The sequence below is a fragment of the Nocardia sp. bgisy118 genome, assembly GCF_057708605.1.
Genome location: NZ_JBYISM010000028.1, coordinates 1 through 22,125, shown reverse-complemented (window position 1 = coordinate 22,125; position 22,125 = coordinate 1). Strand labels below are relative to the sequence as shown.

Sequence of the window (22,125 nt, the reverse complement as noted above, 5' to 3'; positions counted from 1 at the left end):
GCCGCGCGGCGGCGGTGCCAAGGCCTTGATAAGCCCTCGGTCGAGAGATCAGGAGACGAGATCAGTCGCTCGAGTCGGAGCCGTAGAGCGCGGACATCCAGATGTTGTAGAGAACGTCCACAACTATTCGCGGGTCGGTGCGGGGTTCGCGTCCGAGGGCTTCCGACAGGTAGCGCTCGTCCATCCACACCAGAGCGCGGGCGGTCTCGTCCGCGTCGAGCGCTTCCGCGGTCCGTCCTCGAGCCTGTTCTTCTCGGATGTGGCGCGCGATGGCGTCGATGAGTCGCTGAACGAGTGCGCGGTAGGCGATTTCGACCTTTTCGTCGCTTCCGGAGGCGTCGGACAGCGCGCGTAGCACCGGGCCGTGGCGGACATAGACGTCGGCCAATCCCTCGAAGGCGGCTCGCGCATCGTTGCGCAGGTCGTTGCCTTGCATCCACCGGTTGGTCATCTCGAAGATCTCGCGGCCGACGTCCTGCACGACGCGCAGGGCGAGGTCGTGCCGGTCCCGGAAGTGCACGTAGAACGCCGGCCGTTTGAGGCCGGTGCGGCTCATGACCGTCTCGACGTTCATCTCGCGGAACGGCCGTTCGCGCAGAAGCTGTTCTGCGGCGTGCAAGATCTCCTGCTCGGACTCTCGCGGATCATGCTTCGGACGTCGGGCCATTGCTACATCGTACGCGACAAACCGAAAAGTTACTTTTTGTCATTGACATATAGTAAGTAAATCGGTGCGGTCCGTTTCATGGTTGATCGAAGTGTTTGCATTGATCGAAGTTCTGATATCGGCCGACGCCAGTGATGAGGTCCCGGCGGTGGGTGGCGGGGGCCTAGGCTGACGATCGTGATTCGGGCGGTCTTTGTCATCCCGTTGCTGTGCTGGTTGCTCGCGGCGCGCACGCCGCGCAGCCGGAAGAGGGTGGGCGTGATCCTGGCGGTGATCGCCGCGGCGGAGTTCGCGGTCAGTCTCGGATGGGTGCTGCCTGCTGGGACGATCACGGTGATGGTGCTGTTGGTGACGCTGAATGTGGCTGTCGCGGTATGGGGATTCGTATCCGACCGTGCGGAGACCGCCGAATTGTCGGTGCTGAACCGTATCGGGCGAACGCTGGTGATCGGGTACTGCGTTCTGAGCGTGCTCTGCACGGCCCTCACGGTCGGCGTCATGAAGGGACAGCGGGCATCGGTGCCGTCCAACGACGCGCTGCTGCCGCTGCCCGAGGGGTTGACCGTGTTGGCGAACACGGACCGGGGTTGCGGCGGGAACTCCTCGACAATCTGTATGCGCGCCTTCGAGATCGGGACCGCGGGCACGGTGCCCGCCGAGGACGTCAGCGACCGCGTGCGTAGTCACCTCGGGTGGCGGCACGGGTGGTCGCTGTACCACGGGCGCGACGGCGGCTGGTCCGGTTGCCGCGACGAGGGCTGGGTCTTCGATCGAAACAACGTGTGCGTGAGCGTGTTCGACCGCCCTGGCCGGACCGTCGTCTGGTTCGAGAGCGTCGCCTACAACTGACCGCGCCACAGCGCCCGCGGCCCGAGGGGGCCGCGGGCGCGGACTGTGCGGCGCGGACTGTGCGGCGCGGACTGTGCGGCGCGGACTGTGCGGCGCGGACTGTGCGGCGCGGACTGTGCGGCGCGGACTGTACGATCTCGCACAGCGCGCGGGCTCGGCGATGGGCACGCACGCGGACCGTAGGGCTCCCGCCTCACCGATCTTGTTCGCGGCCACCACCTTTGCGGTCTCTCCTGTCCGTCAGGAGAGCTTGCCGTTGTAGTCGGGCAGTTTGAAGGTCTTCTCGGCATGTCCGCCCGCGAGATCCGAAGGGCTGTTTCCGATGTTCGCGACGATCGTGTACCCGTCGCCCTCGATGTCTATGCGGGCGTTGGTCTTGTATTCCTCGAGCCCCACCGAGCCCGCGGACAGCGTGGTGAGCGGGCTGCCGTAGAGCCCATCCACCGGGTAATCGACGGCGGTCAGGTTGGTTTGGGTGTACAGGTTCATCAGCGCGGGACGACCGGTGACGAAAATGATTGCCGCACCTTGCGATTTGGCCCATCGGACCAGCTGCAGAATGGGCGCGATGGCCGGAGTGATGGGGCCCGGGTTGTACTGGGTTTCCAGCGAGGTGTTGTCGATGTCGAGGACGATGGCCGGGCGGGTCGCCCCGGGCAGCCGTCCGGCCAGATAGTCCTTGGCCTGCGCGGCGACCGTCTGCACCTCGGTGATCCACTGCGAATACGGGGGAAGGCCACCACCGGAGAGCGACGACGAGCCGGTGCCGCCGGAGAGCGACGACGAGCCGGTGTCGGCTTGGGCGACGGACAGCGGTGCGGCGACCGTGATGGTGATGCCGAGAGCGATACCTGCAACAGAGCGTCTCATGACCAGGGGACGTTATCGCGCACGAAACAGACGCGCATGTGTTTCACATCGTGCGGCGTGGAATATCCCGCTCAGTGGGACGGTGGTCGTCGAAGTCGTCGAACGCTACGCCGACGTGGTACGGCTTGTCGGTGATGCGCCGACGAGTGACGTGCCGGGGCACATCACAATCCGGCGCGATCCGGCGACCTCGACGTTGTACCCAGCCTCGATTACGTTGGCGACGTACTGGATTCGAACGCGACTGTGGGGAGGGGCGCGGTGGACCGGATTTCCGAAGCGCTGGGTGAATGCGACGTGGACCGGCGGGCACACGGCCACTTACGAATACCGGCTGCGCGGGTTCGAAAGCTATGTCTTCCGGTTCGATAGCGGCGCGCTGACAGTGGACCCGGCCGAACCCGGCCCGATCGATGTCTACCTGAGCATCGAACCGGTTACCGCGCTGCTGTTGAACTACGGACGGATCGGCCAAGTCCGGCCTGCGCTGAGTGGCCGCGTGCTGGCTTGGGGTCGCAAACCCTGTCTGGCTCAGGGCTTTCGCGTCGCTTCCTATCGGCTTGATCGGCATTCCACGACGAGCGTGCCTAGCACCTGCGCGAATTGACAGCCACAGTGTGGTTTCCCGATGTCTGTCCTTCGTTCTGGTCTCGTATCCGACGCAGAGCTTGGAGGTCGTTCGCTGCTTCCGGCACATCCATTTCTGCGCGCAGCATCAGAGCCTGGATGCGTGTAGGTGGACCGCGTCGGAAACGCCCGACCGAACGATTCGAAAACAACTGTCGGCGCGATCTGAAGATGACCCCGGCGAGTCGCCTGGCTACGTGAATCGCACGCACCGCAGTTCTTGCTCTTCCCACCACCCGTTCCGTCAATCGGACCAATCCCTTGTGAAAGCCCCTCCGAAAGCGGCTGATGATCTGTCCGGGTCGTGCAGGCAGCATGAGAGCGAGGTCCACAATGAGCATGAAGTTGTGCGGGATAGCGGCCGCCTTCGCTGTCGCACCCGCCATCGCCCTCGGCGCGGGCATCGCCACCGCCGAGTCGCCCACCGTTCCCACGGCGGAGCAGCGGCACGAAGTCATGAACAACTTCTTCGCGCCGGTGTGCCTGCCGACGCTATTGCCCAGCATCAACGTCACGGGATTCTTGATCTGTCTGGCGTAATGCCGGGAGCGTGCCGGCCCGCGTCCAAGTCGCGCCGCGCGCTCGCCGCAATCTCACCGCAGGCGCTGCGCGATCCGATCGGCCGTGTGCAAGACGAGATCCGAGAGCCCCGGCGGCGGGCAGGGCGTCAGGGTCAGGACGGCGACGACCGCCGGTCGATGCATGCCGTCGCTCAGCAGCGGCGCCGCCACGCAACTCATTTCGGGAACGCCCTCGTGGTGGACCGAGATGGCGAATCCGCGGTCGCGCAGGGAGATCGGCAGCCGATGCGACCGCCTCGCCGTGAGCGTCGCCGGGGTGACGGGCTTGTGGTCGGCGACGAGCAGGACGTGCCAGGCCGCGGCGAGCGGCGCGAAGGTCTCCGTCAGGTCCGGCGGCAGTATCCAGCAGTGGGCGCCGCGGGCGGCGGCGGTCACCAATCGACCTTTGCCCCCGTACAGCGCGTAGACGGCGGCCGCGTCCGCCGGACCGACCAGCGCGCGCACGGGATCGGCGGCGGCCTGGCTCAGCAGCGGATCCGGCTGCCAGCAGCGTCCGAGCTGGGCGGCGAGAGGGCCGATGAAGTAGCGCTGATCGATCTGCTGAATGGCCCCGACCGAGACGAGCTGCTCGGCGATGCGGTGGGTGGTGGTCTTGGCGAGTCCGGCGTTCCGGGCCAGCTCGCTCAGCCCGAGTCCGTCGTCGGCCCGGCTCAAGACATCGAGCACAGCGAACGCCCGATCCAGCACACCCTGCTTGTCGTCGCCGCCCGCGACGAGTTCGCGCACATCCGGCATGGAGATAGTGTGCACGCCCCGCCCGGGTTTTCTCATGAGTAGCGGGCTACCCGAAATCGTCCTTTGCTCCGCTTGCGGCGCGACCGGGAACCGTTGCGGAATCGCAACCGGACATTCCCAGCCGCGCCGGGTCGTGAACCCCTGGCTCAGGGAGTGCGGTAGGTGCGCGCCACCAGCGCCGAACGCAGATACCAGAGCCCGGAGGGCTGGGATGGATCGAAACCGGTGAGCTGCCCGATTCGTTTGAGCCGGTAGTCGACGGTGTTCGTGTGCACGTGCAGCACGCGGGCGGTGCGCTGGCGGTTGAGGTTGTTGGCGATGTGCCGCTGCAATGTCTCCAGCAGCTCCGGGTGTTCGTCGAGCGGGTCGAGCAGCGAACCGAGGTATTCCCGGCCCGGGCCAGGGCGGGTCAGCTGGTATTCCAGCGCCAGCTCGTCGAAGCGGTAGAGACCGGCCACCGCTTGCAGGCGCTGCACCATGTCGAGCAGTTCGTGCGCCTGGTCGGCGGCGTTGGGTATCTGTTCCGGCGTTGCCTCGACCAGGGTGGCGGTGATGCCGACCTGGGCGGCCCGGGACAGCTCGGTGATCAGCGCGTCCAACTGCCCTTTGTCGAACGCGACGGACGGTATGAGGATGGTGCCGCCGTCCACGCTGAGCAACGACAGCGCGCTGCTGCCGCACCGGGTGGCCAGTTCGGCCTGGACGCGGCGCAGTTTGCGCCTGGCCACCACCTGCCCGTCCACGGCCGGGTTGCGTTCGTCGCGGTGCTGCGGGATCGCGACCGCGACGACCGCGTACAAGGCAGCGATGGCGATGCCGCACTCGCGCGCCATGGTGGAGGTGCTGTGTCCGCCGAGCAGCGCGGAGGTGAGGGTGTGCACGGCGGTGTGGTGCTCGCTGACCACGGCGCGCAGTTCGCGGACGTAGGCGACCGAGATCGCCGAGGTGATCTGGTCGAGCATTTCCACGACCATCTTCGCGCCGTCGACGAGGTTGCCGTAGTCCTTGGTCGAGGCGTTGGAGACCACCAGATCCAGGCCGATCTTGAAGCCCTCGTGAATCGAGTGATGGATGGTGTCGATCGGCACGCCCTCGCGCGCCCAGCCCGCCGCGGCGTCCTGCAACCGCTGCAATTTGGCGGGAATGTCCCGTCCGTCGAGCATGCTGACCGCGAACTCGAGGCAGACCCGGGTGATGGTGGTGACGTCGCCGCTGATGGCATCGCCCGGTAGCGTGCCGCAGGGGACCACGTTCTCGACGAAGTGTCCGACCATCTGGCGCGATAGGCTCCGGACATCCTGCAACGGCGAAGACATCGGTCGGCCGGACAGAGTCAAACTCGGTCTGGCCCCACTGTCGACGGTCATTGGCGACTCCTTCCGCCCCCGGGGGGAAATTGCTGTGCGGCGCATTCACATTAACCGCATGATCAATGGCGCGGAACGATTCGTCGGGTTCTGTGAGATCACGACGGCGCCGAAATCGGACCCTTGTGAGCGCTCACAGGTCATGGGGCGTTGGGGTCCGGGGGGAATGCGGACCGAGGCTTTTGCTGGTCATTTGTTCAGTTTACTTTTCGTTCGGAAACCGGCCCGGAGACCCATCTTTCGCGCAATTAGTGGAGTATCGACGAGTCAAAGTTGCGCTGAAATCGTCTGGGACGCTATGAGTGTCAACTCCCCTTCGGCGAGGCGTTGCGCGGTGCGATCGACCTCCTCCGAGTGACCTCGAGGGCGAGCCCGAGTCAGGCTGACCGACAGGTGGTTACACCCCGCCAGGGAGCGTGGTGTGCAGGCGTGTCGCGAGCGTGCCGAATGATCCATGCCGGGCGAGGATCCGGGGCGCGCGTTGCCTGCGCCGACGGAGTTACTCGCCGGTCGCTCGCCCGCGGCGGGTGGCACGAAGCGCGGGCCCGCACGCACTCTCGCGCCGCCGCCGCAAGCGAGCGTCTGCGAGGGCCTTGCGGCAGGCGGAATTCCGGCGCGACCCGCACAACTGCACGGCATGCCAAACGAGCGCTTGGCCGGGCATCGGAGGGAACCATCGAGCCGACGGACCCAGGGCGACGGAGTTGTTCGCGGGCTGGGAGCGCTGACGGTTTGCCAGATCGGATCGAGTGGCGCTTCGGCGGCCTGGCGGTAGTATCACCCGGGCCGGACCGGCCACCCAGGAACCTGGGGCTTGCCCGGCACGTGCCGTGCCCCGGATGGTTGCAGTACTCCCGTCTGCCGGGCGCGCCACGGCAGGGAAGGCAGCGATGACGAACCGATAGGGGCAGGCGATGAGACCGGCTCTGAGATGTCTTGTCTGGGAACTGGACAACACGTTGTGGGACGGTGTCGTGTGCGACGCGACGAGCGGCGCACCGCGGCCCGCGTCCCTGCGCACGTTGCGGGCGCTGACCGACCGCGGCATCTGGCACGCCGTGGCGAGCCGAAGCGACCGCAACCTCACGCTGGAGCTGTTGTACCGGCACGGCGTCTACGAGATGTTCTCCGCGCTCGAGATCGGGTGGGGCCGCAAGTCGGCCAGCATCGTGCGGATCGCCCGAACCCTGGGCCTGAGCCTGGACACCATCGCGTTCGTCGACGACGAGCCGGTGGAGCGGGCCGAGGTGTCCCGCGCGCTGCCGCAGGTGCGTTGCTACGCGGCCCGCAACATCGATGTGCTGACCGCGCTGCCCGACTTCAAGCCGGTGCTCGGCACCGGCCCGACCCCCACGCCGCCGCTCGGCTTCGACCGCGTGCCCGTCTTCTAGCGCCGCCGCCCGCGTCCGGTTTCGCGGAACCCGGACGCGGCGGCCGAGCGATGTGAGGTCAGGACTCCCGCAGGAACTTGGCGGCCTGCTCGCCGACGAACACGCTCGGCGCGTGCGTGTGTCCACGAATCAGCAGCGGCATCACCGAGGCGTCGGCCACCCGAAGTCCTTGCACGCCACGGACCTCGAGTCGCGGCGTCACCACGCTGGCCGGGTCGGTGCCCATCCGGCAGGTGCCGATCGGGTGATACAGGGTGTGCGAGTAGCCTTTGATCGCCAGTTCGAGGGTGGCCTCGAGCTCGTCGGGCGCGTTCGGCGGGTAGATGAGGCTGCCGAGCAACGCCTTCAGCGCGGGCGCGTCGGCGATCCTCGCGCAAGTGCGCAGGCCTGCCATCAGGGCGGCGCGGTCGGCGCCCGCGGAGTCGGAGAGGTAGCGAGGATCGATGACCGGCTTGGCCGTGGGATCGGCCGACCCGAGCGCGATCCGCCCTCGGCTGTGCGGGCGCAGCAGCACCGTCGCCAGGATCATGCCGTGCTCGGTCGGATCGATGAGGCCCTCGTAGTAGAACGGGGCGGGTGCGTAGACCAGCTCCAAGTCGGGCAGTTCCAGCTCGGGCTTGGACCGGACGAAGCCGTAGGCCTCGCCGATATTGGAGGTGAGCATGCCGCGGTGGCGCAGCAGGTAGTCGAGCAGCTGCCGCGGCTTCTTGTCGGCGTTGAACAGCGAGTCTTCCACCCCGTAGCCGATGCCCGCGACCAGGTGATCCTGCAGGTTCGCCCCGACATCCGGCGCGTGCGCCACCACCGCGATGCCGTGGCGACCCAGTTCGTCGCCATCGCCGATGCCGGAGAGCATGAGCAGCTGCGGGCTGTTGATCGCGCCGCCGCACAGCACCACTTCGCGGCGGGCGGTGACGGTGTGGGTCTCACCGTTCTGCCGGTACTCGACGCCGACGGCCCGTTTGCCCTCGAAAATCACCCGGGTGGCGAGGGCCTCGCTGTGCACGGTGAGGTTGGCGCGCCGCAGTGCCGGACGCAGGTACGCGTCGGCGGTGCTCCACCGCCTACCGTTGTGCTGGGTCACCATGGTCTGAGTGAAACCGTCGGGCTGCGGCCGATTCGGCGCCTCGACGGTGAATCCCGACTCCTGCGCCGCCGTCAGGAACGCCGCCGTGGAGGGGCGCGGGCTGCGCTGGTGCGAGACGTACAACGGTCCGGCGGTGCCCTCGTCGGGGTACTGCGCGTCCTCGACGTTCTCGATCCGGCGGAACTGTTCGACCGCGGCGGCGAATCCCCACTCCGCACCGGCAAGCAGCGCCCACTCGTCGTAGTCGGCGCGGAAGCCGCGCACCCACATCATGGCGTTCATCGAGGACGACCCGCCGTACGTGCGCCCGCGCGGCCAGTACACCTGCCGGTTGTCGAGCTCCGGCTGCGGCTCGGTCAGATAGTCCCAATCCAGTTCGGAGCGAAACAGTTTCGCGAAGGCCGCCGGAATATGGGCGAACTTGTCCTTGTCCGGCGGGCCCGCCTCCAGCACCACCACCTGGGTTCCGGAATCCTCGCTGAGCCGGTTGGCGATCACCGCACCCGCCGAACCCGATCCGACGATCACGTAGTCGGCCGAGAGCTGCCCTGCTGCCACTGTCCACTCCGATCTGCACCCTTACGGCAAAGATACGGCCAACGAGCCCGCCCCGGCCCGGTTTCGCGCAGTCGCCGACCGGGCCGGACGGACTCTCGGCCTCACCGTGCCGCGCGGGCCGAGAACGCGGCCGCGAGCAGCACCGTCACCCCCTCCGCCGTGCCGGTCACGCCGAGCGCCCGCGCCGCGGACAGCGTGGACGCGCCCGCGAGGCTCAGGAACACGGTTCCGAAGGAGGCGATGCCAACGACGATACCCAGTTGGACGTGCGTGACGAGAATTCCGCTGGCGTCGGCGGCCACCGCGCGGGGAACGCTCGCCAGCGTGCGGGTCATCAGCGGTGTGAAGGCGAGGCCGAAACCCATTCCCATCAGTCCGAAGACGACCAGGGCGACCGGTCCCGGCTCGGCGCCGTCGCGCAGCATCGCCGCGAGCGCCGTCATGGTCGCGGCGCCGAGGACCAGTGCGAGCGGAACCATCGCGCGGTGGAAGCGCCCCGGGACGCGCTGCCAGTTCAGGCTCGCGACGGCGAAGGCGGCCCCATCGGCACGAACACCAGTCCCGCGTGCAGCGCGGTGTAGCCGAGCGTGTTCTGCAGGTGGATGGCCATGACGAACATCCAGCCGCCAAAGGTCGCCATCACCACCAACAGTGTCGCCGCGGTGAGCAGCAGGCCCGGTGCGCGCAGCGCCTCCCGCGCGAACAGCGGCGCACCGCCTCGACGGGCCACGTGGCGTTCGACCAACACGAACGCGACGGCGCCGAACACGCTGGCGCCCAAGGCGATCCATGTCCACCTCGGCCAGTCTTGTTCGCCGCCGAGCACCAGCGGCACCACGAGCAGCAGGACCGACACGGTGAGCACGGTGAGCCCGGCCAGATCGAGCTTCCGGTCGAAACGCGGTCCGTCGGACGGCAGTACGTGCGGCGCGAGTACCAGCAGCACGGCGCCGACGGGCACGTTCACGAGGAAGACACCCCGCCAGCCGCTGCCGAAGAGATCGGCGTCCACGATCAGTCCGCCCAGCACCTGGCCGACGACCACGCCGCCCGAGATGATGGCGGAGTACACGCTCAGCGCCTTGGCTCTGGCCTGCCCGCTGAAGTCCCGCTGGATGAGGGTCATCACCTGCGGAATCATCGCCGCAGCCCCCGCACCCTGGATGAAGCGGAACACGATGAGCGACACCGCGTTCCAGGCTAGCCCGCAGGCCAGCGAGGCGACAGTGAACAGCGCGAGACCCGCGATGAAGGCGCGCCGCTGGGTGAAGCGGTCGCCCAAGCGGGCTCCGGTGACCAGCAGCACCGCGTAGGCGATCACGTAGCCGGCGACGATCAGCTGGAGCGCGGATCCGCTGGTGCCCAGCCCCGAACGGATCGACGGGATGGCGACATTGACGATGGAAGCGTCGAGCACGGCCATGAACTGACCGGTGAGGATGATGGCGAGGATGGCCGCGGCGCGCCACGCACCGCGCGCCGCGGCGGCCGTGTCGGCAGGCCGTGTCGGCAAGGTCTGGGTCATGCGATCGAGCTTGCGCGCTCGCCGACACCGGTAACAGGAGCCCGATAAAACTAGTACTGGCACCACCTGGATAAGCCGGGCGCGATCGGCGACGATCACTGTATGACCGATGCGGTGGATGCTCGCGCCCTGCGCAAGGCACGGCGAAACGAACTGGGAGCCTTCCTCAAATCGCGGCGGGCCCGCATCTCGCCCGGGGATGTCGGCCTGCCGCCCGGCCCGCGTCGTCGCACTCCAGGACTGCGCCGCGAGGAGGTGGCGCAACTGTCCGGTGTCGGCGTCACCTGGTACACCTGGTTGAACCAGGCATAAGGGGTCGCTATGTAGCGCGCACGGTTCGCGGAAGTTGGCTGTGGCGGCGGGGTGGGAAGTTTCTGCGGCTCGACGGACAGCAGCCGTTCTGTTGTCGTATGTAGCGCACCCTGCTGGCCAGGGCGGCCGGGGCTAAGGGCTGTGAAATCGTTAACGGTAGCCAAATAGAGGTGCTCCCAAAGAGTTTGGCATGGGTCTATGTCGCTGTGCGCATCTGACAATGTCATCGTGTGGGTGATCGTGAGCCTGCCGACAAGATCGAGTGCGTCGAGGGGGCTGCGGCGAGCACGATGATCGTGAGCGCCCGTCGCACGTGCGGGCGTCGACCCGCAACAGTTCCAGTTCCAACGAGGTGCCGTCGGGCGGTTGAACCGGAATCGTGCAGAGTCAGTACTGCTTACGTACGGACTGCAGCAGCGACCACGCGGCGTCGACGGCGGCGCGGGCGTCGCGGTTGCGGCGGTGAGCCTGCTGCTCTAGCGCTTGTATACGGCCGAGCTCGCGAGCGGTGTCTTGTCGGCGCAGTTCGGCCAGCCAGTGACGATGACGCGCGACGCGTTCGTCAGTGAGATACTCGGCGGTGATAGCAGCGAGCAGGTCGACCATGAGCTCTCGCTCCGTGCCCGTAGTCGTGGTGATCGGGTGGCCCAGATGCACTGTCAGGTAACCGGGTTCGCCGAGGCTGATCGCGCGCGTGGGGCTCGTGCGCCCGGTCCACTCGGGATTGAACTGCACCGTGGCGCGCGGGTTGCCCATCAGCTGGTCATCGATGGTTAGGCCGAAGAATCGGAACACCACCATGGGTCGGCGTTGGGCGAACCCGTCCCCAAACACCTGATGTTCGGCCATGTCGGTGAATACCAGCCCGTGCACGGGGGCGGCGTCGGTGGCCGAAAGGGTATAGGCGGCACCGTGCTCGGTGCAGTTGGTGTGGGTGCTGAGAGTGAATGTTGCTATGGGCATGACAGATCCAGTTGTCTCTCCAAGGAAGGGGGTGCTCGGTTAACGGGCGGTGTCGGGCCAGCTCGGACGGGTGAACGCGTGCGGGATCTCGGTGACCAAGGCCCGGATAGAACTGCGGCGTGCAAGGGCGGAATTGGTGAAATCGCAGTGACGATCTCGGGTGGCAATAGGTGGTGGTGGCACTGTGCGGTGTAGAAGCGGGTCTCGATTCAGCCGTAAGGTTTGACCGTGGTATCGGTTGCATCGTGGACGCGCCCGAAAAATTTGTTGTCGGCGTGGTCATACTGCATGCGAGCGCCGCCGTTGTAGAGGGACGGCGCTCGACGGGCCAGGTACTGGACCGTGTGGTCCGACATGTCTCGCGAACGAAGTGCGCCCCACCAAACGGACTGCCGCATCGATATGCGCCGAGTGACCCGATCGCGATCGAAAAGGCAGCATGCCAATCTTTCGGCGACCATGTCGGGGCAAACGATCTATCTGCCACGGCCCACAATGCAAAAGCCCTCAGTTCTGAATGGCGCCGGCCACCGGGCTTCCGGTGCTCGGATGGTCGCTGCAGCTCTAGAGATCCAGTCGTGTCGCCTGCCAATTCACAACCTTCAGGTCACCGTCGTGCTGATGCCACGCGATCGTGTATCGATGCTCGAGTTCGCGTTCAAGTCCCTTCATCTCGGCCTTGATCGTCACGATCCCACTTAAGAAGGCGACCCCGCCCTTGATCCGCAAGCTGTCGTCCCGCGTGTCGATCGTCAGATACTTCGCCTTGCCCGATCGAAGCGTCTCGAGGAGCGTGTCCTTGGTGTCGATCTGGCCGCTAGCGTGAATCCACAACATGTCGTCGTCGAAGAGTCGTGAAAGCTCCTCGATATCACTGCGGATCTGCGCTTCTCGTCGCCGCAGATCCGCAGCGTAGATCTCGGCAATGTTCATTCCTGTGCTCCTCGCTCATTGCTTGCTGATCGACATCCGAGCGCCCATCGTCTGCACGTGGCCGACAAGCCGAGGAGCGCTCCCGGCCTGTGCTGGTGACGCGTCACCGACCCCTGGTGTCTCGGTGGACCACACGACATCGAGTGCTCGTCCTGGATAAGGCACCGTCACGCCGCTCGTCTGTTGGCCTCGACCGGGAATTGCGATGCGGGCCGGAGCGGGATACCAAGAGGGCGTCGAGGGCATCGGCCGCATGCCAACCCTTCCAGGAGTGGTCCACTATGCGATCCGGTCGGATCGGATAGTGGAACGATAGCGACAGCTTGTTCGACGGTCAACACATCGGCGGCGCCCTGTGATGGGCCATCGTCTGTGCCGCCAGCGCGGTCAACGCCGACTGACAGGACGGGGGACCTGCCATACCAACAACGGCGGCGCCAGTTTCGAGCCGGCCCGAGCGAGCAAAGGGGGTCAGCTCCGCCCCGCTGCTGCTCACCACCTTCTTATGACGGCGCCGATGGTCGGTGGCGCTTCATACGTTCCAGTTCGGCATGCCTCCGTCGACGTCTTCGGCGATACGCTGAGCAGTAGCGAAAGGTGAGCACATGTTGCCTGCTGTCCGGAGACCGGCTGGTCTGATCACTCCTAGCCGATGACTGATGATGATCCTTTGCGTACTCGTCGTGAGGTCGTAACGCCTCTCGCGGCGGAATTGGCGGTGGCCGGGTTCGAAGATGCTGTGGAGATTGGTCGGGGTGGTTTCGGAGTGGTGTATCGGTGCTGGCAGCCGGGGTTCGATCGGATGGTGGCGGTGAAGGTGTTGACCGCGGAGTTGGATGCTGACAACCAGGCCCGGTTTGTTCGGGAGCAGCGGGCAATGGGCCGATTGACCGGGCACCCGAACATCGTCACGGTGCTGGAGGCGGGAGTCACCGAAAGCGGAAGCCCCTTCTTGGTGATGCCGTATCACCCGCGGGATTCGCTGGGTGCATGGATCCGCAAGAACGGTCCGCTTGCGGTGCAGGACGTGTTGAGAATCGGGGTGAAAGTCGCTGGAGCGCTGGCCAGTGCGCATCGGCTGAACATTGTGCATCGGGATGTGAAGCCGGGAAATATTCTGCTCACCGAGTATGGAGAACCGGCGTTGACCGATTTTGGTATAGCGCACATCGTCGGTGGATTTCAGACGTCGGCAGGCACGCTGACTGGATCGCCGGCGTTCACCGCTCCGGAGGTTCTCGAGGGCGAGACCCCGACCTCGGCCGCGGATGTCTACGGGCTGGGAGCCACTCTGTTTTGTGCACTGACCGGGCATGCCGCGTTCGAGCGTCGTAGTGGCGAGAACGTGGTGACCCAGTTTCTGCGGATCACCACCCAGCCAGTGCCGGACCTGCGAGCCAGCGGCATACCTGATGATGTGTCGGCGCTGGTGTCGACGGCGATGAGCCGGGATCGCCGGGAGCGGCCGTCGGCGACGAAGCTCGGAGAGGCCATCCAGCAGATCCAACAGCGTCACGGTTCAGTAGTGAGTGAGATGGCGGTGCAGGGCGAACCGATTCTCGAACACCGGCGCCGCACGTCATCGGAGCGGAGAAGCCCCGCGTCGCTTGCGGCGATCGGCGGCGGCAGCGGTGGTTTACCGCTCGAGTTGACCAGTTTCGTCGGCCGGCGCGTTGAGATGTCGGAGGTGAAGAACAGGCTGGCCACGTCCCGACTGGTGACGTTGACAGGCACTGGGGGCGTTGGCAAGACGAGGCTGGCGCTGCGCGCCGCGACACGGGCGCGAGGCGATTTTGCCGACGGGGTGTGTTTGGTCGACCTGGCCGAGGTGTCCGATGGTTCCCTACTAGTAGATGTGATGGCGGCGACCCTTGGGGTGCGGGATGAGTCCGCTCGACCGCTGCGCGAAGTCTTGATCGAGGTCGTGAGCTCCCGGGAAGCTTTGCTCGTATTGGACAACTGCGAGCAAATTGTCGAGGCTGTCGCGGAGTTGGTCGAGGCGTTGCTGCGGACCTGTCCGGATGTGCGGGTCCTGGCCACCAGCCGCGAACCGTTGAACATCGCAGGGGAGGCGGTGTTGCGGGTGCTGCCACTGACCGTCCCGGATCCGCACCGAAAGCCGATGCTCCTGGGGCTGCCGCGCTTCGACGCCGTGACACTGTTCATCGAACGTGCCGCCGCGGCCGTGCCCGGCTTCGAACTCGATGAAGACAACAGTGCTGCCGTAGCCGAGATCTGTGCCCATTTGGACGGGTTGCCGCTGGCGATCGAGCTCGCCGCAGCTCGGATGCGTACACTCTCGCCTCAACAAATACTGGCACGGCTCGTCGACCGGTACACACTACTGACCCGCGGCAGCCGCACTGCACCGACACGGCAACAAACCCTGCAGTGGTGCATTGATTGGAGCTATCAGCTGTGCACCCCGGTCGAACAGCGACTGTGGGCTAGGCTTTCGATATTCGCGGGCAGCTTCGACCTCGACGCCATCGAACAAATCTGTGGCATCGCCCGCACCGCTGATTCGGAACCCGACGCCAGCGAGCAGAATGCGCTGGATGCACTGTCCTCCCTGGTCGACAAATCGATCCTTATCCGAGAGGCATCCGGCGCGGTCGTGCGTTTCCGTATGCTCGAAACGCTACGAGCATACGGTTGGCAGAGGCTGCACGGCTCCGGCGAATACGAGGATCTGCGCCGACGACACCGCAACTGGTACCAACAGCTGGCACTCGACGCCGAAACCGAATGGGTCAGCGACCGGCAGCCCGAGTGGTTAGCCCGCCTCGACCGCGAACAACCCAATCTGCGCGAAGCCCTCGAATCGTGCCTGTCCGAGGACAGCGACGAGGCCGCCGTAGCAGGACTGCGCACTACCGCCGCCCTGTTCGAGTTCTGGAGTTTCCGCGGTCTGTACGGTGAAGGCCGATCCTGGCTCGACCGCATTCTCGCCCACCCCAGGGCGCAATCGATACCCCACCGCGTCGGGGCTCTCTGTGTCGACAGCCAGATGGCCGCCCTGCAGGGTGATTTCGAGTCCGCACGCACCCTCCTTGCGCAAGGGCGAACGGTCGCCGAACAAGCGCCCGCTGCAGCCGCGGAGGCGCGAATTGCCTACGCCGAAGGCATTCTGGCACTCACGAGCGGCGAACCTGTCAATGCGACCGCCGCGTTCGAACGTGTCGTCGAGGCATCAACCTCAAATAGGGCCGGAACTCGCTACATCAGTGCGCTGATGTTCCTGGCTTGGGCATATGAATTGCGAGGTGAGACAACTCGCGCGATCGAGCTGTACCGTCAAGTGCTTTCACTCACCGAAGTCCTCGGTGAACTGCACTATCGTTCAGGTGCGTTGCGCGGCTTGGGCGTTGCCGCATGGCAGCAAGGCGAGCGATTCCAGGCCCGAAAGCTGCTCGAAGAAGCGCTGCGCGTGAACCGGCGCTTGAAGAGTCCCTATGTGATTGCCTTCAGTCTCGCGGCGCTGGCCTGGACTGTCGCCGATGACAGCGACGCCGAGCGCGCGGCTGTTCTGTTGGGAGCTGCGGAAGGACTCTGGCCGGCGGGAAGCAATGTAAGGAGAGTGTTTCCGAATTTGGCCCGCTTCCACGACGAATGCGAACGGGCTACACGTCATGCTCTCGGCGCACGAGGATTCGACTCGGCTTTCCGGCGAGGCCATGAGATGGGGATGGACGCCGCTGTCGCCTATGCGCTCGGAGAGCCCACCGGCATGACGCCGGCATCAAACCTGTTCGCGAAATTGACAAAGCGTGAGCGGCAAGTCGCCGACCTGGTCGCCCGGGGGCTCAGCAACAAGCAGATCGCGGCCGAACTGGTGATCTCGCAGCGCACCGCTCAAGGCCACGTCGAACACATCCTGACCAAGCTGGGATTCACTTCGCGCGCACAGATCGCGGCTTGTGTGGTGGAGGAGGCACAGCGCGAGAGCCTTTGACAGCGTAGTCCGCTCGTGACTTCCTTCATGGCGTGGTTGTACCGTCACCGCGCGGCCGGGCAACTACGCGGTGACGGTACACCGCGCCATGCAGCAGTGGCGCGGGCCAGGGGGTGTGCCGCCACCGTGGGGGTAGTCACGGTGGCGGCACGCGCGCCACGGCGGGTGAGTGTGGCGCGGGCTCTGGGGGGTGTGCCGCCACCGCGAGTCAGGGAGGTCTTCGCGGTGGCGGCACGGCGCGCCATTGACGGTTGTGGCGCGGGCTTGGAAAGGCGGTCCTATAGCGCCTTCAGTTCTTCGGTGACGGCGCCGACGGATTTCTTGGCGTCGCCGAACAGCATGGAGGTGGTGTCGGCGTAGAACAGCGGGTTGTCGATGCCGGCGAAACCACTGTTCATGGAGCGTTTGAGCACGATCACGCTCTTGGCCTGGTCGACGTTGAGGACCGGCATGCCGTAGATCGGGCTGGAGGCGTCCTCGCGGGCGGCGGGGTTGGTGACGTCGTTGGCGCCGATGACCAGGGCGACATCGGTGCGGCCGAACTCGCCGTTGATGTCGTCCATTTCCTTCATCGCGTCGTAGGACACCTCGGCCTCGGCGAGCAGCACGTTCATGTGCCCGGGCATGCGTCCGGCGACGGGGTGGATGGCGTATTTGACCTCCACACCCTTCTTCTCGAGCAGTTCGGCCATTTCCTTGACCGCGTGCTGGGCCTGGGCGACGGCCATGCCGTAGCCGGGGACCACGATGACCTGGTTGGCGTAGGCCATCTGGATCGCGGCGTCCGCGGCGGAGGTGGCCTTGGCCTGCTTCTGCTCACCGCCACCGGCGCCGGGCGCGGTGCCGCCGCCACCGAATCCACCGGCCACGATCGCCGGGATGGAGCGGTTCATGGCCTTGGCCATCAGGTTGGTCAGGATGGTGCCCGACGCGCCGACGATCATGCCCGCCACGATCATCGCGGTGTTGTTGAGCGCCAACCCCGCCGCCGCGGCGGACAGACCGGTCAACGCGTTGAGCAGCGAAATAACGACGGGCATGTCCGCGCCGCCGATGGGCAGCACCACCATCAGGCCGAGCACACCGGCGGCCAGGAGCAGCAGCACCATCCACCACCAGGGTGCGCCACCGTCGGCGGCGCCCAGGCCGATCACCACGGCCGCGGCGATCGCGACCACCAGCAGCAGCAGGTTCAGCGGCTGCTGCAAGCGGCCGATGCCGATCGGCTTGCCGGGCAGGATCTCCTGCAGCTTGCCGAACGCGATCAGCGAGCCCCAGAACGACACCGAACCGATGATCGCGGCGAACAGCGAGCCGACGATGATGTGCACGGTCGGCTCTTCACCGTGCTGGAACTGGGAGAAGCCGGTGGTGTCGAGGAACTCCGCCCACGCGATCAGCGCGACCGTGCCACCACCGACACCGTTGAACGCGGCCACCAGCTGCGGCATCGCGGTCATCTTGGTGAACCGGGCCGGTGGCACACCGAGCCCGACACCGACGACCAGGCCCGCGACGATGATGATCCAGTTACTGGTGTCGCGCACCGCGATCAACGTCGCGACGACCGCGATGCCCATACCGACCGCGGCGATCCAGTTGCCGCGCACCGCGGTCTTCGGACCCGTCAGGCCCATCAGACCGTAGATGAACAGCGAGAACGCGACGATGTAGAGAATGTTGACCAAGTTGTCCATGACTCAGCGGCCCGCCTTCACAGTGTCATCGCTGCCCTTGGCTTCGCTGGCGACCGGCTTCTTGCCCTTGAACATGCCCAGCATCCGGTCGGTCACCACGAAACCACCGATCACGTTCAGGGTTCCGAAGACCACAGCCACGAACAGAATGAGCTGGATGCCGATCGAGGGATCCTCCACCCGACCCAATGTCACCAACGCACCCAGCACGACGATGCCGTGAATCGCGTTGGTACCCGACATCAGCGGGGTGTGCAGGGTATTGGGGACCTTGGAGATCACGGCGAAACCGACGAACCCGGACAGCACCAGGATCGCGATGTTCGCCAACAATTCGGTATACATCAACTCAACTCGCCATCGATCGGGCTACGGGTCACGCAGGAGTCGGCCAGTATCTGATCACTGAAATCAGGTTGCAGCGCGCCGTCTTTCAGCATGAGCTCCAGCAGAGCCATGATGTTCTTGGAGTACAGCTCCGAGGCGTGCTCGGGCATCGTGGCGGGCAGATTCAACGGCGAGGCGATCGTGACATCGTGGCGCACAATGGTTTTGCCCGGCTCGGTGAGTTCGCAGTTACCGCCGGTCTCGCCGGCGAGATCGACGATGACGCTGCCCGGCTTCATGCCCTCGACAGCGGCGGCGGTGACCAGCCGCGGGGCCGGGCGACCCGGCACGAGCGCGGTGGTGATCACCACATCGAAACCTTTGATCGCCTCTTCCAACGCCTGCTGCTGCTCGGACTTCTCCTCGTCGGTCAGTTCCCGGGCGTAACCGCCCTCACCGGCGGCGTCGATGCCCAGATCCAGCCACTGCGCACCCACCGACCGCACCTGATCGGCGACCTCGGGGCGCACGTCGTAGCCGGTGGTGCGTCCACCGAGACGCTTGGCGGTGGCCAGCGCTTGCAGGCCCGCGACACCCACGCCGAGCACCAGCACCGTCGCCGGTTTCACCGTGCCCGCCGCGGTGGTCAGCATCGGGAAGAACCGCGTGGACTCCGACGCCGCCAACAGAACAGCCTTGTATCCGGCCACATTCGCCTGCGAGGACAACGCGTCCATCACCTGCGCACGCGAGATACGCGGAATCGCCTCCACCGCAAACGCTCGCACGCCCGCCGAGTACAACGCCTTGATCTTGTTGTCCGCGCTGCGCGGCGCGAGGAAGCCGATCAACGTCTGCCCGATCGGCATTCTCCGCACTTCGGCGTCGTTGGGTGGCGCCACCTTCACCACCACGTCCGCTGACCACGGATTACCGATCGTCGCGCCGGCATCGACGTAGTCGTTGTCCGAGATCAGTGCTCCGAGTCCGGCGCCGGGCTCGATGATCACCTCCACGCCCTGCTTCAAAAGGCTCGGAATGACCTTCGGTACCAATGCCACGCGCCGTTCGTCCACGTTCGTTTCACGAACCACGCCGACGCGGGCTTTTCGCGACACTGCGGCATCCGCGGTGTGCTTCGTATCCATTGGTGAGGCTTCCTTACTTGCGCTTGCGGCACTAGTTTCGACGTGACCGCTGGCAACTCATTTCGGTTAATCGAGGTTATCTGAAATGTCAGTTATTGTCTACTAACTGATCTAGGTATGGCGCGGTGGCGTGCCGGGCGGGATGAGGGAGAGTGGTTGGGGGTCAGGCACAATGGATTCTGCGGATCCATCTCACGGATCGCTGATCAGGGAAGGGTCTCTGACGAAAGGGGGCTCATGTCTCTGGTCTGAAGAGGTCTGTAATGCTCAAGGGTGCGGGGGAGAGTGGGCGCCTGGGTGTCGTTGTGGCACAGATTCCGTCGAGGGTCAGGGCCAGGTAGCGACGCCAATTGTTCTGCTGCGCTGTGTGAGTGAGGGCGACCACGGGGCCTATCATGATGATAATGGTGTAGATGTCGGATGCTTCGACATCGGGCCTCAGATGGCCAGATTCTTTGGCGCGCCCCAGCAGCATTGTCAGGGGTTCGTCGATCGACTTCTGGATGAAGTCGAACAGTTTCGTTCCTTCCCGGACTCTGGACAGCAACTCGCAATAGGCCCGACTGTTCGCGACTTGCTGACCGGCGTACTCCAATAGTTGCCTAAGTCCTTGCCAAGAATCTGGATTCGCTGAAGCGAGTTCAATTGCCGCAGCGAATTCCTCGACATACTGCCGCTGCACCTGAGCGATCAGCTCCTGCTTGTTTGCGTACCGCCGGTAGATGGTTCCGATACCGACGCCGGCCAGTTGGGCGACCTCGTCCAGGGTGATGTCCACTCCGTTCTCGCCGAGTAGGCGATGTGCGGCGGCATAGATGCGTTGTTGGTTCAGTGCGGCGTCGGAACGTAATCGCCGAGGCTTTGTCGCTGCTGTACCACCCATGTGAATCAGTCTGTCGCTGACGCATGTTGGGGACCGGTCGTCACTCTCTGCCGCCCTTCCCGTTCGCGATCGGCCGTTGCTGGCTCGATCGGTTGTTGCTTCGTATCCAGGAACACCGTTCCGATCCAATCGCTTCTGTTGGTGGGATGCTTGGGCCTCCGTCCGGTCGGGGCGGGTGGCGGAGCTGGCTCCTTGGAGTCAGCTTGGTTGTAATGGCGCATCGCCATTGGCGGTGTCGCAGGGTGCTGATCGGTCAGGCGCGGACGATGAGGGCGTCACCTTGGCCGCCGCCACCGCAGAGCGCGGCCGCGCCGATGCCGCCGCCACGGCGGCCGAGTTCCAGTGCGAGGTGCAGCACGAGGCGTGCGCCGGACATGCCCAATGGGTGGCCGATGGCGATGGCGCCGCCGTTGACGTTCACTTTCTCCGGAGCGATGCCGAGCTTGCGGGTGGAGGCGATGCCGACTGCAGCGAATGCCTCGTTGATCTCGACCAGATCCAACTGCGTGGGCGAAATACTCTCGCGGGCACAAGCTTTCGTAATGGCGTTGGCGGGCTGGTCTTGCAAGGTCGAGTCTTCACCGGCGACCATGCCTGTCGCGCCGATCTCGGCAATCCAGGTCAGGCCCAGGTCTAGTGCCTTGGTTTTGCTCATCACTACTACCGCTGCGGCGCCGTCGGAGATCTGTGAGGCGGAACCCGCGGTGATGGTGCCGTCCTTGCGAAACGCGGGTTGCAGTTTGACCAGGGACTCGACGGTGGTGTCCGGTCGGATGCCCTCGTCAGCAGTGAACAGTAGCGGGTCGCTGTTGCGCTGTGGAATCGACACCGGCACGACCTCGTCCTCGAACAGGCTGTTCTTCCACGCGGCCGCGGCCTTCTGATGCGAGGCGGAGGCGAAGGCATCCTGGTCCTCGCGGCTGATCTTGTCCGCCTCGTTGCGCTGCTCGGTGAGGGCGCCCATCGGCTGATCGGTGAAGATGTCGTAGAGGCCGTCGTAGGCCATGTGGTCGCGCAGAGTGGCGTCGCCGTACTTGTAGCCCTCGCGGGAACGCTTCAGTAGGTGCGGTGCCTGCGACATGGACTCTTGGCCACCTGCTACCACGATTTCGCATTCGCCGGAGCGAATCAGTTGATCTGCCAATGCGATTGCGTTGAGTCCTGACAGGCACACTTTGTTGAGAGTGAGTGCGGGGACGGACATCGGAATGCCGGCGGCGACTGCCGCCTGGCGGGCCGGTATCTGGCCGGTGCCTGCGGTGAGTACCTGGCCCATGATCACGTAGTCGACCTGCTCGGGCCAGATCCCGCTCTTCTCCATGGCTGCCTTGATGGCGACGCCGCCGAGATCGGAGCCGCTGAAGTCCTTCAGCGATCCAAGCAGGCGGCCCACCGGGGTGCGTGCGCCGGAAACGATGACTGATTGAATTGTCACGATGTAGCCCTCTCTGTAGTCGGAGTTGTCGCGCGAAGAGGTTTCTCGGCGTTCAGGCCCCGATCTCGACCAGTAGGTCGCCGCCCTCGACCTGCTGCACCTTGCCGATCGCGATTCGACCGACGGTGCCTGCGCGGGGTGCGGTGATGGCGGCCTCCATCTTCATGGCCTCGATGGTGGCGATGGTGTCGCCGGTCTCGACGGCGTCGCCCTCT

The 22,125-nt window shown here is 65.5% G+C and carries 20 protein-coding genes and 1 pseudogene; 6 read left to right on the top strand and 15 right to left on the bottom strand.

Annotated elements, in window-relative coordinates:
* Nucleotides 1-61: 61 nt before the first annotated feature.
* Entirely contained in the window at nucleotides 62-667 is a 606-nt protein-coding gene (locus AC3EO7_RS28650) for a TetR/AcrR family transcriptional regulator (RefSeq protein ID WP_431971804.1), read from the bottom strand.
* 177 nt (nucleotides 668-844) lie between these two features.
* Between AC3EO7_RS28650 and AC3EO7_RS28645 the strand changes: the two genes are divergently transcribed.
* Complete coding sequence (locus tag AC3EO7_RS28645; protein ID WP_435592918.1) at nucleotides 845-1,516, top strand: hypothetical protein; 672 nt, start codon at nucleotides 845-847, stop codon at nucleotides 1,514-1,516.
* Between the two features lie 240 nt (nucleotides 1,517-1,756).
* Here AC3EO7_RS28645 and AC3EO7_RS28640 read toward each other — a convergent pair whose 3' ends face one another.
* Entirely contained in the window at nucleotides 1,757-2,386 is a 630-nt protein-coding gene (locus AC3EO7_RS28640; RefSeq protein ID WP_431971806.1) for an HAD family acid phosphatase, read from the bottom strand.
* Between the two features lie 82 nt (nucleotides 2,387-2,468).
* Here AC3EO7_RS28640 and AC3EO7_RS28635 point away from each other — a divergent pair, with 82 nt between their 5' ends.
* Complete coding sequence (locus AC3EO7_RS28635; protein ID WP_435592917.1) at nucleotides 2,469-2,993, top strand: hypothetical protein; 525 nt, start codon at nucleotides 2,469-2,471, stop codon at nucleotides 2,991-2,993.
* A 353-nt stretch (nucleotides 2,994-3,346) separates the two neighbouring features.
* Nucleotides 3,347-3,553, top strand: coding sequence for a hypothetical protein (locus AC3EO7_RS28630; protein WP_435592916.1), 207 nt, complete (start codon nucleotides 3,347-3,349; stop codon nucleotides 3,551-3,553).
* Nucleotides 3,554-3,606: 53 nt separating this feature from the next.
* Here AC3EO7_RS28630 and AC3EO7_RS28625 read toward each other — a convergent pair whose 3' ends face one another.
* Nucleotides 3,607-4,329, bottom strand: a complete 723-nt coding sequence (locus AC3EO7_RS28625; RefSeq protein WP_431971809.1) for a helix-turn-helix domain-containing protein — start codon at nucleotides 4,327-4,329, stop codon at nucleotides 3,607-3,609.
* 146 nt (nucleotides 4,330-4,475) lie between these two features.
* Complete coding sequence (locus AC3EO7_RS28620; RefSeq protein WP_431971810.1) at nucleotides 4,476-5,696, bottom strand: PucR family transcriptional regulator; 1,221 nt, start codon at nucleotides 5,694-5,696, stop codon at nucleotides 4,476-4,478.
* Nucleotides 5,697-6,610: 914 nt separating this feature from the next.
* Here AC3EO7_RS28620 and AC3EO7_RS28615 point away from each other — a divergent pair.
* Nucleotides 6,611-7,087 (top strand): HAD-IIIC family phosphatase, encoded by a 477-nt coding sequence (locus AC3EO7_RS28615; protein ID WP_431971811.1) that lies wholly within the window; start codon nucleotides 6,611-6,613, stop codon nucleotides 7,085-7,087.
* 58 nt (nucleotides 7,088-7,145) lie between these two features.
* On the opposite strand, the gene AC3EO7_RS28610 is transcribed toward AC3EO7_RS28615, so the two are convergent.
* From AC3EO7_RS28610 to AC3EO7_RS28600, 3 genes are all read right to left on the bottom strand, one after another.
* Nucleotides 7,146-8,732: a GMC family oxidoreductase gene (locus AC3EO7_RS28610; protein WP_435592915.1), complete on the bottom strand. Its 1,587-nt coding sequence runs from the start codon at nucleotides 8,730-8,732 to the stop codon at nucleotides 7,146-7,148.
* Between the two features lie 101 nt (nucleotides 8,733-8,833).
* On the bottom strand, nucleotides 8,834-9,211 hold the full coding sequence (locus AC3EO7_RS28605; protein WP_435592914.1) for an MFS transporter: 378 nt from the start codon (nucleotides 9,209-9,211) through the stop codon (nucleotides 8,834-8,836).
* 35 nt (nucleotides 9,212-9,246) lie between these two features.
* Nucleotides 9,247-10,356, bottom strand: coding sequence for an MFS transporter (locus AC3EO7_RS28600; protein ID WP_488186293.1), 1,110 nt, complete (start codon nucleotides 10,354-10,356; stop codon nucleotides 9,247-9,249).
* Between the two features lie 3 nt (nucleotides 10,357-10,359).
* Here AC3EO7_RS28600 and AC3EO7_RS28595 point away from each other — a divergent pair.
* Nucleotides 10,360-10,563, top strand: a pseudogene (locus AC3EO7_RS28595) (transcriptional regulator); the annotation flags it as partial.
* A gap of 393 nt (nucleotides 10,564-10,956) precedes the next feature.
* On the opposite strand, the gene AC3EO7_RS28590 reads toward AC3EO7_RS28595, so the two are convergent.
* Together AC3EO7_RS28590 and AC3EO7_RS28585 are read right to left on the bottom strand one after the other, a co-directional pair.
* On the bottom strand, nucleotides 10,957-11,532 hold the full coding sequence (locus tag AC3EO7_RS28590) for a hypothetical protein (protein ID WP_435592912.1): 576 nt from the start codon (nucleotides 11,530-11,532) through the stop codon (nucleotides 10,957-10,959).
* Nucleotides 11,533-12,096: 564 nt separating this feature from the next.
* Complete coding sequence (locus tag AC3EO7_RS28585; RefSeq protein WP_431971815.1) at nucleotides 12,097-12,465, bottom strand: nuclear transport factor 2 family protein; 369 nt, start codon at nucleotides 12,463-12,465, stop codon at nucleotides 12,097-12,099.
* Between the two features lie 652 nt (nucleotides 12,466-13,117).
* Here AC3EO7_RS28585 and AC3EO7_RS28580 point away from each other — a divergent pair.
* Nucleotides 13,118-16,420: a protein kinase domain-containing protein gene (locus tag AC3EO7_RS28580; protein ID WP_435592911.1), complete on the top strand. Its 3,303-nt coding sequence runs from the start codon at nucleotides 13,118-13,120 to the stop codon at nucleotides 16,418-16,420.
* Between the two features lie 278 nt (nucleotides 16,421-16,698).
* Here AC3EO7_RS28580 and AC3EO7_RS28575 read toward each other — a convergent pair whose 3' ends face one another.
* The 6 genes from AC3EO7_RS28575 to AC3EO7_RS28550 form a co-directional block, all read right to left on the bottom strand.
* Nucleotides 16,699-18,117, bottom strand: coding sequence for an NAD(P)(+) transhydrogenase (Re/Si-specific) subunit beta (locus tag AC3EO7_RS28575; RefSeq protein ID WP_435592910.1), 1,419 nt, complete (start codon nucleotides 18,115-18,117; stop codon nucleotides 16,699-16,701).
* Nucleotides 18,118-18,120: 3 nt separating this feature from the next.
* Nucleotides 18,121-18,462: an NAD(P) transhydrogenase subunit alpha part 2 gene (locus tag AC3EO7_RS28570; RefSeq protein ID WP_435592909.1), complete on the bottom strand. Its 342-nt coding sequence runs from the start codon at nucleotides 18,460-18,462 to the stop codon at nucleotides 18,121-18,123.
* The gene (locus tag AC3EO7_RS28565; protein WP_435592908.1) at nucleotides 18,462-19,592 is read right to left on the bottom strand and encodes a Re/Si-specific NAD(P)(+) transhydrogenase subunit alpha; all 1,131 of its coding nucleotides are present in this window, start codon (nucleotides 19,590-19,592) and stop codon (nucleotides 18,462-18,464) included. Before AC3EO7_RS28565 ends, AC3EO7_RS28570 begins: the two co-directional genes overlap by 1 nt.
* Before the next feature lie 235 nt (nucleotides 19,593-19,827).
* Nucleotides 19,828-20,475 (bottom strand): TetR/AcrR family transcriptional regulator, encoded by a 648-nt coding sequence (locus tag AC3EO7_RS28560; RefSeq protein ID WP_431971820.1) that lies wholly within the window; start codon nucleotides 20,473-20,475, stop codon nucleotides 19,828-19,830.
* Between the two features lie 253 nt (nucleotides 20,476-20,728).
* Nucleotides 20,729-21,904 carry an acetyl-CoA C-acetyltransferase gene (locus tag AC3EO7_RS28555; protein ID WP_435592971.1) on the bottom strand — a complete coding sequence of 392 codons (1,176 nt, stop codon included), beginning with the start codon at nucleotides 21,902-21,904 and terminating at the stop codon, nucleotides 20,729-20,731.
* 58 nt (nucleotides 21,905-21,962) lie between these two features.
* Nucleotides 21,963-22,125: biotin/lipoyl-containing protein (locus tag AC3EO7_RS28550; protein WP_435592970.1), on the bottom strand; the 163-nt coding region annotated here is incomplete at its 5' end.

Bases quoted from the DNA above. Each gene is read 5' to 3' on its own strand.
- AC3EO7_RS28650 (WP_431971804.1), bottom strand. From the start codon at position 667: ATGGCCCGACGTCCGAAGCATGATCCGCGAGAGTCCGAGCAGGAGATC.
- AC3EO7_RS28640 (WP_431971806.1), bottom strand. From the start codon at position 2,386: ATGAGACGCTCTGTTGCAGGTATCGCTCTCGGCATCACCATCACGGTC.
- AC3EO7_RS28630 (WP_435592916.1), top strand. From the start codon at position 3,347: ATGAGCATGAAGTTGTGCGGGATAGCGGCCGCCTTCGCTGTCGCACCC.
- AC3EO7_RS28625 (WP_431971809.1), bottom strand. From the start codon at position 4,329: ATGCCGGATGTGCGCGAACTCGTCGCGGGCGGCGACGACAAGCAGGGT.
- AC3EO7_RS28620 (WP_431971810.1), bottom strand. From the start codon at position 5,696: ATGACCGTCGACAGTGGGGCCAGACCGAGTTTGACTCTGTCCGGCCGA.
- AC3EO7_RS28615 (WP_431971811.1), top strand. From the start codon at position 6,611: ATGAGACCGGCTCTGAGATGTCTTGTCTGGGAACTGGACAACACGTTG.
- AC3EO7_RS28605 (WP_435592914.1), bottom strand. From the start codon at position 9,211: ATGGTTCCGCTCGCACTGGTCCTCGGCGCCGCGACCATGACGGCGCTC.
- AC3EO7_RS28590 (WP_435592912.1), bottom strand. From the start codon at position 11,532: ATGCCCATAGCAACATTCACTCTCAGCACCCACACCAACTGCACCGAG.
- AC3EO7_RS28585 (WP_431971815.1), bottom strand. From the start codon at position 12,465: ATGAACATTGCCGAGATCTACGCTGCGGATCTGCGGCGACGAGAAGCG.
- AC3EO7_RS28580 (WP_435592911.1), top strand. From the start codon at position 13,118: ATGACTGATGATGATCCTTTGCGTACTCGTCGTGAGGTCGTAACGCCT.
- AC3EO7_RS28575 (WP_435592910.1), bottom strand. From the start codon at position 18,117: ATGGACAACTTGGTCAACATTCTCTACATCGTCGCGTTCTCGCTGTTC.
- AC3EO7_RS28570 (WP_435592909.1), bottom strand. From the start codon at position 18,462: ATGTATACCGAATTGTTGGCGAACATCGCGATCCTGGTGCTGTCCGGG.
- AC3EO7_RS28565 (WP_435592908.1), bottom strand. From the start codon at position 19,592: ATGGATACGAAGCACACCGCGGATGCCGCAGTGTCGCGAAAAGCCCGC.
- AC3EO7_RS28560 (WP_431971820.1), bottom strand. From the start codon at position 20,475: ATGGGTGGTACAGCAGCGACAAAGCCTCGGCGATTACGTTCCGACGCC.